The sequence below is a fragment of the Streptomyces sp. NPDC004542 genome, from assembly GCF_040610035.1.
In the GTDB taxonomy this organism is placed as follows: domain Bacteria; phylum Actinomycetota; class Actinomycetes; order Streptomycetales; family Streptomycetaceae; genus Streptomyces.
Genome location: NZ_JBEXLP010000031.1, coordinates 72,663 through 83,404 on the forward strand (window position 1 = coordinate 72,663; position 10,742 = coordinate 83,404).

At 73.6% G+C, this 10,742-nt stretch carries 10 protein-coding genes; 6 read left to right on the forward strand and 4 right to left on the reverse strand.

The features are described 5' to 3' along the window. The first annotated feature begins 72 nt into the window (after positions 1-72). The 3 genes from thiE to ABZX30_RS19075 all read left to right on the forward strand — a co-directional run bounded on the left by thiE (position 73) and on the right by ABZX30_RS19075 (position 2,737). Positions 73-726: a thiamine phosphate synthase gene (gene thiE / locus ABZX30_RS19065; protein WP_355934856.1), complete on the forward strand. Its 654-nt coding sequence runs from the start codon at positions 73-75 to the stop codon at positions 724-726. Positions 727-839: 113 nt separating this feature from the next. Beyond that, a complete protein-coding gene (gene metF / locus ABZX30_RS19070; RefSeq protein ID WP_355934857.1) occupies positions 840-1,763 on the forward strand; it encodes a methylenetetrahydrofolate reductase [NAD(P)H] in 924 nt (307 codons plus the stop codon). 56 nt (positions 1,764-1,819) lie between these two features. Continuing rightward, positions 1,820-2,737, forward strand: coding sequence for a hypothetical protein (locus tag ABZX30_RS19075; protein ID WP_355934859.1), 918 nt, complete (start codon positions 1,820-1,822; stop codon positions 2,735-2,737). A gap of 16 nt (positions 2,738-2,753) precedes the next feature. Here the strand turns inward: ABZX30_RS19075 and ABZX30_RS19080 are convergent, their stop codons facing one another. The 4 genes from ABZX30_RS19080 to ABZX30_RS19095 all read right to left on the reverse strand — a co-directional run bounded on the left by ABZX30_RS19080 (position 2,754) and on the right by ABZX30_RS19095 (position 8,257). After that, the gene (locus tag ABZX30_RS19080; RefSeq protein ID WP_355934861.1) at positions 2,754-4,259 is read right to left on the reverse strand and encodes an NAD(P)/FAD-dependent oxidoreductase; all 1,506 of its coding nucleotides are present in this window, start codon (positions 4,257-4,259) and stop codon (positions 2,754-2,756) included. Positions 4,260-4,658: 399 nt separating this feature from the next. Further along, a complete protein-coding gene (locus ABZX30_RS19085) occupies positions 4,659-5,288 on the reverse strand; it encodes a helix-turn-helix domain-containing protein (protein ID WP_355934862.1) in 630 nt (209 codons plus the stop codon). Between the two features lie 61 nt (positions 5,289-5,349). Beyond that, entirely contained in the window at positions 5,350-7,434 is a 2,085-nt protein-coding gene (locus ABZX30_RS19090; RefSeq protein ID WP_355934864.1) for a YhgE/Pip domain-containing protein, read from the reverse strand. Continuing rightward, entirely contained in the window at positions 7,406-8,257 is an 852-nt protein-coding gene (locus ABZX30_RS19095; protein ID WP_355934866.1) for an ATP-binding cassette domain-containing protein, read from the reverse strand. The genes ABZX30_RS19090 and ABZX30_RS19095 overlap by 29 nt, the downstream gene beginning before the upstream one ends. 177 nt (positions 8,258-8,434) lie before the next feature. Here ABZX30_RS19095 and ABZX30_RS19100 point away from each other — a divergent pair, with 177 nt between their 5' ends. From ABZX30_RS19100 to ABZX30_RS19110, 3 genes are all read left to right on the forward strand, one after another. Continuing rightward, positions 8,435-8,998, forward strand: coding sequence for an SAV_6107 family HEPN domain-containing protein (locus tag ABZX30_RS19100; RefSeq protein WP_355934867.1), 564 nt, complete (start codon positions 8,435-8,437; stop codon positions 8,996-8,998). 89 nt (positions 8,999-9,087) lie between these two features. Next, complete coding sequence (locus ABZX30_RS19105; RefSeq protein ID WP_355934869.1) at positions 9,088-9,858, forward strand: methyltransferase; 771 nt, start codon at positions 9,088-9,090, stop codon at positions 9,856-9,858. A 286-nt stretch (positions 9,859-10,144) separates the two neighbouring features. Next, complete coding sequence (locus ABZX30_RS19110) at positions 10,145-10,534, forward strand: DUF3040 domain-containing protein (RefSeq protein ID WP_355934871.1); 390 nt, start codon at positions 10,145-10,147, stop codon at positions 10,532-10,534. Positions 10,535-10,742 lie beyond the last annotated feature (208 nt).

Genomic DNA, 10,742 nt, shown 5'->3' on the forward strand with positions numbered 1-10,742 from the left:
GGCCGCGGCCCCGGGGTCCCCGGCCACGGCCCGTACGCCGCCGACCGCGCACCACAACGGGGGGACCCACGCATGTCCGACACCGCCACCGCCCGCGACCGCCTCGCCGGCGCCCGGCTCTACCTGTGCACGGACGCCCGCAGGCGGCAGGGCGACCTGGCCGAGTTCCTCGACGCGGTGCTGGCCGGCGGGGTGGACATCGTGCAGCTGCGGGACAAGGGCATGGAGGCGGCCGAGGAGCTGGAGCACCTCGCCGTCCTCGCCGACGCCTGCGCCCGGCACGGCAGGCTGCTCGCGGTCAACGACCGCGCGGACGTCGCCCACGCCGCCGCCGCGGACGTGCTCCACCTCGGCCAGGGCGACCTCCCGGTCCCCACGGCCCGCGCGATCCTCGGCGCGGACGTCCTCATAGGCCGTTCCACGCACGCCGAGGCGGAGGCGGAGGCCGCCGCCGTCCAGGAGGGCGTCGACTACTTCTGCACGGGCCCGTGCTGGCCCACCCCGACCAAGCCCGGCCGTCACGCGCCCGGGCTCGACCTGGTCCGGCACACCGCCGCGCTGGGCACCGCCCGCCCCTGGTTCGCGATCGGCGGTATCGACCTGGGCAATCTCGACGAGGTGCTGGACGCGGGGGCCCGCAGGGTGGTCGTCGTGCGGGCGATCACCCAGGCCTCGGACCCGGGAGCGGCGGCGGCGGAGTTCGCCAAGCGGCTGCGGGAGGCGTGACGCCGTACCCGTCGGCGTCCACGGATGTCCAAGGGGTGGACACCGGGCCGACAATTCGGTCAAAATACCGAACTCCGGTTGGGGGAGCGGCCTCGCCTGGCTAACCTGCCGGTATGGCCCTCGGAACCGCATCCACCAGGACCGATCGCGCGCGTACGGTGCGTGACATCCTCGGCACCGGCAAGAAGACGTATTCCTTCGAGTTCTACGCGCCCAAGACCCCCCAGGGCGAGCGGAACCTCTGGAACGCGCTGCGCCGGGTCGAGGCGGTGGCACCCGACTTCGTGTCGGTGACGTACGGCGCCGGCGGTTCCACGCGCGCCACCACCGTCAAGGAGACCCAGCAGATCGTCGTCGACACCACGCTGACGCCGGTCGCCCACCTCACCGCGGTCAACCACTCCATCGCCGAACTGCGCAACATCATCGGCCAGTACGCTGACGCCGGGATCCGCAACATGCTGGCCGTGCGCGGCGACCCGCCCGGCGACCCGATGGGCGAGTGGGTGCCGCATCCCCAGGGCCTGACCTACGCGGCCGAGCTGGTCCGGCTCATCAAGGAGTCGGGCGACTTCTGCGTGGGCGTCGCCGCCTTCCCGGAGATGCATCCGCGTTCCGCCGCATGGGACACCGACGTCGCGCACTTCGTCGACAAGTGCCGAGCCGGCGCCGACTACGCCATCACCCAGATGTTCTTCCAGCCGGAGTCCTACCTGCGCCTGCGCGACCGGGTGGCCGCCGCGGGCTGCGAGACCCCGGTCATCCCCGAGGTGCTGCCGGTGACCAGCGTGAAGATGCTGCAACGGTTGCCGAAGCTCAGCAACGCCGCCTTCCCGTCCGCCCTGAAAGAGCGGATCCTCACAGCGAAGGACGATCCGGCGGCGGTACGCTCCATCGGTATCGAATTCGCCACGGAGTTCTGTGCGCGGTTGCTGTCCGAGGGAGTGCCCGGACTGCACTTCATCACGCTCAACAGCTCCACGGCGACGCTGGAGATCTACGAGAACCTGGGCCTGCACCATCCCCCGCAGGCCTAGACCGGCCGCACCGCGATACGACACACTGCGTAGCGGTCACTGGGAGAGGGGCGTACATGGGCTGGACGGTCCTCTACATCGCGTTCGGCATCGTCGCGCTGTGGTTGCTCGGCGAGGTGCTGCTGCAGTACAAGGCGCGGCTGCGCTGGCGGCTGCTCGCCTTCGCCGGGTTCCTCGGCGTCGTGGTCGGGGTGCTGATCCCGTCCGTGCCGGTGATCGGCCTGGGCGCGGCCGCCTTCGCGGTCGGCCAGACCTACGTCACGCTGTCCTTCCGCCGCGGCTTCTCCGCCGGCTGGGCGGTCAGCCGCCCGGCCCCCGGCGCCACCGGCAAGAGCAAGCGCCGCCGCGGTGAACCCGCGCGCCGGGACCCGGCCCTCGAGGTCTCCGACCTCCAGGACGTGCGGCCGGCCGGCTACGACGACGGCGCCGGCTACGGCGACGACTACGACCGCGACGACGTCTTCACCCCCGCCGCCCGCTCCACCGGGCCCACGGCCGCGGAGACCACCGCCCTCTACGAGCCGCAGCCGATGCCCGACGACACCGGCTCGTACGGCATATACGGCGACTCCTTTGCGGACCCCGCCCACGCGTCCGCCGGCCGGCAGCAGGACACCTATGCCACAGCCGCCCAGGGCACCGACCAGTCGTACGCCTACGACTACTCCGGCTACGGCCAGCAGCAGTACGGCTACGACGCCGGCGGCCAGCAGCAGTACAGCGGCTACTCCGACTCCTACGGCGGCACCGGCTACGACCAGTCGTACGGCGGCCAGCACTACGGCCAGCAGGGTTACGGCCAGGACCAGTACGGCACCGGCGGCTACGGCCAGACCCCCGCCGACGGCCTCTGGGTCCCGCAGCAGCGCACCGACGACTCCTACGGCGGTGCCCTCCCCGACGAGCAGCCCTACCCCTACCAGAGCGGCGGCCAGCAGCAGGGGCAGGGGTCCGACGAGCAGTACCGCTTCTGAGGCCCCGCAGCGGGTCTCACCGGGAGCCGCGGAAGTCCGGCCCCTCCACGATCAGCCCCGCCACCAGCGCGCCGGACATGCCGGCGTGGGGGAGCCCGCCCCCGGGATGTGACCAGCCGCCCACCCGGTACAGGCCCGGCAGGCGTGTGGTGTTCGCCGGATGCAGGAAGCGGCCGTCCGCGGCGGCGAGCGCGGGAGCGGGGACCGCCCCGGTACCCGTCTCGGCCCCGGTGTGACCGGGCGTCCGCACCTCGTGCCAGACCAGCCGCTCGCGCAGGCCGGGAACAGCGGCCCCGGCGGCGTCCAGGACGAGGCCGGCGAAGCGCCGGACCACGCTCTCCCGCTCCCAGTCCGCCCGCGCCGGCACCACCGCCTGGACGACCGCGGACTCGTACCCGCCCTCCGGACGCAGGGCGGGGTCGTCGGGCCGCAGCACGGTCACCGTGGGGCGCACCGGCTCGCCGTCGCCACGGGAGGCGAGGAAGTCCCGCTCCGCCCCGGGGTCGGGCGCGTGCACGACGGTGCGGTGCGCGGCACCGGGCTCCCGCTCGCCGCGCAGGGCCAGCAGCACGGTGAACCGGCCCGGACCGGGCGCCGCGGTCTTGGCGCGCACGTCCCCGTCCACGTCGAGCGGATGCCCCGTCAGGCCCCGCAGCCGCACCGGGTCCACGCCCGCCACCACGTGGTCGGCCCCGGCCACCGTGCCGTCCGCCAGCTCCACCCCCGCCGCCCGGCCGTCCTTCTCCAGGATGCCGGTGACCCCCGCGCCGAAGGTGAACTCCACCCGGCGGGCCACACACCGCTCGTACACCGCGCGCGCCAGCTCCCGCAGGCCGCCGCGCACGTACCAGGTGCCGAAGGCGTGCTCCAGGTAGGGCAGCACCGCCGCGCTCGCCGGCGCGGACCGGGGATCGAGGCCGTGGGCGAGCGCGTGGCTGTCCAGGAGCGCCGCGAGACGCGCATCGCGCAGCTCCCACTCCCCGACCTCGGCGAGCGTGGTGGCGTGGCGGGTGCGCAGCAGCCGCCGGTGCGGGACGGCGGGATAGGGCTCCCGCTCGGCCAGCACGTGCCAGTTCGGCCACAGGGGCTCCTCCAGGAGCGGACGCCGGGTGCGGTCCCAGGCCTCGCGGGCCCGCACCAGGAAGTCACCCCAGCGCTCGCCCGCGCCCGCGCCCAGGGCTTCGTCCAGGGCGGCGACGACACCCGCGCGCGAGGCGTTCGGCAGCGACACCTCGGTGCCGTCCGCGAACACGTGCCGGGACGACGGGTCGACCTGCACCAGCTCGACGCGGTCCTCCAGCGGCTCCTTGCCGGTCTTGACGAACAGGTCCCGGTACACCGCGGGCAGGGGCAGCAGTCCGGGACCGGTGTCGAAGCGGAACCCGTCCCGCTCGAACCGGCGCACCGCACCGCCGTACGTCTCCGTACGCTCGTACACCGCCACCCGGTGGCCCGCGACGGCCAGCCGGGCGGCGGCCGCCATCGCGCCCATCCCGGCGCCGATCACCGCAATCCGTGCCATGCCCGCGACTTTATCGACCGCCACCGGCCGTCCCGGTCACGGGCCGGGGATGAGCGCGCAGGGCTGAGTATCCGTACCTAGTGCGGGAGATGAGTACGCGCACGGATGGGCTGCCACCTGCGCGAACGAGAGAGTGGAGACACGGAGAAGGGGACCGCCCCGCACCGGCGACACGGGGCGCCGGAACGGAGCGGTCCTCGATCCGCTCCTTCCGCCGATCCGTCGGCGGAAGCGAGGCACGGGGGTACCCGGAGACGACCGAACGGGGATCCGACGGGGGACGTACGGGGGAACGTACGGGGGAGCGGGAGGAGAGCGCCGGTTCGAGGTGGCCCGCGGGGGACGCGGCCACACCGGACCGGCGCTCTTCCGTGTCCGCGTGCGGCGGCCGGGCCCGGCTCAGCCCCTCCCGCTGACCCGCCCCTGGAGCAGCCGGGACAGCGCCGCGTGGACGTCGTCCAGCGACCGCTCCGGCTGGAACGACTTCCAGTCCAGCGCGGCCACCAGCACCATGCCGACGAGGGCGGCCGCGGTCAGCTGCACGTCGATCTCCTCGCTGAACTCGCCGTTCGCCACACCCTCGCGCAGTACGCCCTCCACGACCGCGACGGCCTCCCGGCGGACCACCATCAGCGTGGACTGCCAGGCGCGGTTGGTGCGCCACAGCTCGGCCACGTACAGCTGGGTGAAGGCCGGGTAGCGGTCGATGAAGACCAGCCCGGCCCGGACCATCGCGTCCAGGGCGTCGACCCGGCTGCCGCCCTCGTGCGCCGTCCGCTCGGCGGCCTCGCGCAGGGACGCGGTGAGGAGGCCGACGCCGTGCCGCAGCAGTTCCTCGAAGAGGACCGACTTGCTCGCGAAGTTGTAGTAGACCGTGCCCTTCGCGACCCCGGCCCGCTCGGCGATCTCGTCCACCGTGGTGGCGGAGAAGCCCTGTTCGGCGATGAGTGTGACGGCCGCCTCGTAGAGCTTCTGCCGGGTGGCCTCGCGGCGCGTGCTGCCACCCGACGTGGCGCTGCTGCTTTCCATGGCGTCGATTCTCACAGGAACTGCCTCCGAAGGGGGCCTGAAGGGCGGACGAAAGGCGAGGTCACAGGCTCAGCTCGGGATGCAGCCGGTCCAGTGTCCACACCTGGCGGCGGCGGGCCGACAGGGCGGTGAGCGCGAGGGCGGCCGCGGTGAACGCCGCCAGCACGCCGCAGGCCTGCCAGACCGGGCCGAGGCCACCGCCCGTGATGAGCCTGCGCAGGGCCGCGACGACGTAGCTCATCGGCAGGAAGGGGTGGATCGCGTTGAAGAAGCCGGGACTGGTCTGCACCGGGTAGGTGCCGCCCGCGGAGGTCAGCTGGAGCATCAGCAGGGCGAGCACCAGGATCCGGCCCGCCGCGCCGAAGCGCGCGTTCAGCCACTGCACGATCGCGGCGAAGCACGCCGCCACCAGGAACAGGAAGCCCACCGTCCCGGCCGCGCGGGTCATCTCCAGGCCGACCGCCCAGTGCAGGACGGACAACAGGGCGGCCGTCTGCAGCACTCCGACCAGGGCCACCGGCAGCCACCCCGCCAGCGCGATCCGCCAGGCGGACGAGCCGGTCGCGAGGGCCCGCCGGTTGAGCGGCGGGATCAGCATGTACGCCACCATCGCGCCCACCCACAGGGACAGCGGGATGAAGTACGGGGCGAACCCGGTGCCGTAGTTCGGCGCGCGGTGCAGGTCACTGGAGGCGAGCTGGACCGGGTCGGCCATGACCCCGGTGCGCCGGTCGCGGTCCTGCTTGTCGTAGTCGGGGATCTGCTTCGCCCCGTCGTGCAGGCCGCCGGCGAGCTTCCCGGAGCCGTCGACGAGCTTGTACATGCCGCCGCTGAGGGTCTCGGCGCCCGACTCGGCCGTGCCGACGCCCTTGTCCAGCTCGGTCGCGCCGGTCTTCGCGGTGCCGAGCCCGGTGTGCAGCTTCTTGGCGCCCGCGGCGACCTTCCCGGCGCCCTCGTTCAGCTTGTTGACGCGGGACACGGCGTCGTCGAGGTCCTCGGAGAGGTGCGGGGCGCGGTCGGCGAGCGCCTGGGCCTGCTTCCGGAGCGTGCCGAGGTTCGTGCGCAGCGTCTTCAGGTCGCCGTCCTGGTCGGTGATCAGCGTGTCGAGGTCGTCGGCGACCGCGGCCACGTCCGAGGCCGCCGTCTTCGCCTTCTTCAGGTCGGGGCAGGTGTCGTCGGGCGGCACCGCCGTCTCGCAGTGCGTCTTGTAGACCTCGTCCAGCGTGGTGGAGGCCGCGTGGGCGGCCTTGGCGGCGGCCGGTGCCGCCTTCACCAGGACGCCGAGGTTGTCGCGGACCGTCTTCGCCGAGTCGGCGACGAGCCGGGCGGTGTCCCCGATGGTCTTCTCGTTGGCCTTCACGAAGGGGCCGGCCTTCGCGTAGATCCCGTTGACCTTGTCGGCCAGGGCCTGGGTGCCGTCGGCGACCTGCCGCGAGCCGTCCTGGAGGTCGCCCGCCCCCTTGTCGAGTTTCTTCAGCCCCTTGGCCAGCTTGCCGCTGCCGCTCTTGGCGTCCTTCAGCCCGTCGGCGAGGTCCTTGGAGCCCTTCTCCGCCTTGCCGATGCCACCCTCGAGCTTGTCGGCGCCCTTGGCGGCCTTCTCGGTCCGGCCGTGGATGTCGGAGAAGGAGATGAAGATCCGGTCCAGGAACTGCCGGGAGGCCTTGGTGGACGCGGCCGTGCGCACCTCGCTGAACACCGTCCGGGATATCTGCCCGACGATGTAGTTGTTCGCGTCGTTCGTCCGCACCCGCAGCGCGCCGGTCTCGGGGGAGTCGCCCGCGCTGGAGGCGATGCGCCGGCTGAAGTCGGCCGGCATGGTCAGCGACAGGTAGTAGGTGCCGTCCTCGACGCCCCTGCGGGCCTCGGCGGCGCTCACCTCGTGCCACTGGAAGGTCCGGCTGTCGCGCAGCCCGTCGACGATGTCGTCGCCCGCCGCGAGCTTCCTGCCGTTGGCGGTCGCCCCCTCGTCGTCGTTCACCAGGGCCACCGGGATGCGGTCGAGGCGGCCGTACGGGTCCCAGAAGGACCACAGGTACAGGGCGCCGTACAGCAGGGGCAGCACGAGGAGCGCGACCAGGGCGGCGCGGGGGAGCTTGCCCCGGCCGAAGCGCCTGAGCTCAAGCGCGGCCAGTTTCGGCGAGCGCATCGGCCGCCTCCTTCGCTTCGTCGTCGGTGGCCCCGTCGTCGGTGGTTTCGTGAGCGGGCGCTTCGTCGTCCGGGGCCCCGGTGGCCTCCACGGGCCGGGTGGAGACGGTCACCGCGCCCTCGGGGGCCTCGGCGTACACCGCCACGACCGTGGTCCCGGCCGCCGCGACGGAGGCCAGCAGCGCGTGCGCCTCGGCCCGCTCCGCGGCGGAGAGCTTCAGGTCGGTGTCGTCCACGGCGAGCAGCCGGGGGCCGCCGACGAGAGCCAGGGCCACGGACAGCCGCAGCGCCTCCAGCCGCTCCAGGTCCCGTACGGCCGTCCGGGCGCCCTTGGGGAGGGCGTCCAGGTCGAGCCCGGCGGCGGCCGGCGCGCTCCCGGTCCGCTGGGCCTCGTCGGCCCGTTCCGCCCGGGGCCGCAGCAGCCCGCGCAGGGATCCCCCGAAGCGCCGCTGGAGCAGCGCCCGTTCGCGCAGGTGCTCCCCGACCGTGAGGGCCGGGTCGAGGTCGGAGACCCCGGCGACGTTGGCCACGGCGCTGACCCGGCGCACGGCGGACATCCGCCGGGGGAGTGCGAACCCGCCGACGGTGGCCACTCCCTCGGTGGGTTTCATACGTCCCGTGAGGGCGAGCAGCAGACACGTACGGCCGGAACCGGAAGGCCCCTCGACCGCGATCAGCGAACCGGGCCCGGCGTCCAGCCGGACGCCTCGGAAGACCCAGCCGCGGGGCCCGCGCAGCCCGAAGTCGCGGGCCTTGACGGCGAGGCCGTGGGCGCTGTTCCCGGTCGGGCTGTCCTCGGTCGGGCTGTCCTGCGACGGGTCCATGGCTCCCGCCCACCCCCCTGAGCGTTTTTGAACTGACTGGTCAGTGCAAAAATAACCCGAACCTTCGATCGAGGCAAAAGAGCAGGTCAGAACGGATTGTCAGTGCCATACCTCACGATGGGCACATACGGCACCTCGTAGCAGGGTGTGCCGCACCCAGACGACAGGAGGTTCGTCATGGCCAACCCGTCCGCAGCCGCCGCCCGCCGGCGCCGCGCCACCGGCCCTGCCCCCTCACTGACCGGACCGGCGAGCGACGTGCACCCCGTGCTGCGCCGGTCCACGGCCCCGCCCGCCGCCCTCGACCTGCTCGCCCAGGCCCGCGCCGGACTCGACGAGGCCGCCGTGCTGCATACCCCCAACGAGCGCTACGCGACGGCCCACCTCGCCGCCCTGCGCACCGCCGCCGCCGTGCTCGCCGCACGCGGCCGTCCCGAGCCCTCGCCCAGGCGGCGCGCCCGCATCCGGAGCGCCTGGGAAGTGCTCCCCGAGATAGCGCCCGAACTCACCGAGTGGAGCGCCCTGTTCGCCTCCGGCGCGGCCCGCCGCGCCCGCGCCGAGGCCGGCATCGAGGGCGCCGCGGGCAGCCGCGACGCCGACGACCTGATACGGGACGTGGCGATGTTCATCCGCATCGTCGAGCGGATGCTGGTGCTTCAGCCGGTCCTGCCGCAGCCCCGCCACGACACCGCGGAGCCGGAGCGCCCGGCCGGTCCGCGGGACATGCCGGACGCCGGCTGACGCGGTGACCTGGAACGGTACGGGAGGCAATAGGGTGGAAGGCACCCGAAGCCTTCGCCGAGCCTTGTGTCCCCGAGGAGTCAACTGCCGTGTCGGACCCGACGCGCCCCCGCGCCTCTCTCCGTACCGCCGTGGTCTGGGAGGTCCTCCAGGACGCCCTCGACCGCCGGGTCAAGGCCACGGGCCGGGACTCGCTGGACGTCCTCGACACGGGCGGCGGCAGCGGCAAGTTCGCGGTGCCCGTCGCCCGCCTCGGCCACCGCGTCACCGTCGTCGACCCCAGCCCGAACGCGCTGTTCGCGCTGGAGCGCCGGGCCGCCGAGGCCGGCGTCGCCGACCGGGTGCGAGGGGTGCAGGGCGACGCCCACGGCCTGTTCGACGTGGTCGAGCGCGGCGGTTACGACGTGGTGCTGTGCCACGGCGTCCTGGAGTACGTCGACGACCCCGCCGAGGGCGTCCGCAACGCGGTGGCCGCCCTGCGCCCCGAAGGCGTGCTCAGCCTGCTCGCCGCCGGGCTCGGCGGCGCGGTGCTCGCCCGCGCCCTCGCGGGCCACTTCAAGGAGGCCAAGCAGGCGCTGGAGAGCCCCGAGGGCCGCTGGGGCTCCGGCGACCCGGTGCCGCGCCGTTTCACGGCCGAACAGCTCACCGCCCTGGTGGAGGGCGCGGGCCTCGGGGTCGGCGCCGTGCACGGCGTACGGGTCTTCTCCGACCTGGTGCCGGGCGTCCTGGTGGACACCGAGCCCGGCGCCCTCGACGCCCTGCTGAAGCTGGAGGCGGCGGCCGCCGAACTCCCCGCCTTCCACTCCGTGGCCACCCAGCTCCACGTGCTGGGCGAGACGACGGTGTCGCCGGAGGCGTGAGCCGTCCGGTGTGCCACCAGGGGCATGCCGCTGATCAGGGCGTCGGCGGCGCATGGAGTACGCCACAGGCCACCCGATCGAGGGGTTTGCGCCGTATGATCGAGGGAGACCGCTCGGCATGACGGGCCGGCCGCCGGGGAATGGAAGCCTCAGCGAGCCGGGTCCGCCGCGGCGGATTCCGGTTGGCCAATTGGCGCAGAGGGGCGGGTTTCACGGGGGCGATTCCCTGCCTATCCTGAAGGGACCCCCCGGGTCGCCCCGGCGACTGCACGATGAGGAGGACTCCGTGCCGCTCTCGGAGCACGAGCAGCGCATGCTCGAGCAGATGGAGCGAGCGCTGTACGCCGAAGATCCCAAGTTCGCGTCGGCGCTCGAGGGAAGCGGGCTGCGTACGTACACCCGGCGGCGGGTCTACCAGGCGGTCGCAGGCTTCCTCGTCGGTATCGCTCTCCTCATGGCCGGAATGGTCGCGCAGCAGATCTGGATCAGCGTGGTGGGCTTCCTCGTCATGCTCGGCTGCGCGGTGCTCGCCGTCACCGGCTGGCGCAAGGCACCCAAGCCGGGCGAGCAGCCCGCCGGCGCCCCGCACGCCCGCCGTCAGGGCCGTCCGAAGCGCTCCATGATGGACAGGATCGAGCAGCGCTGGCAGCGCCGCCGCGACGAGCAGGGCCACTAGGGCCTGTCTGACAGTTACCGTCTGCCGCGCGACGCCACGTACGCTCCCCCAGAGGGGGTGCCCCCACTCGCCGCACCGGGCACACACCCAGGTGCATCCCGTACGTGGGTGCATGCCCGGAACTCCCCCAGCCTTCGGCCGGGGGGACCCCCAGAGCACGCACCTGACGCCGCGCGGCCGCCCTCCGGGCGACGACGGGAAGGGTCAG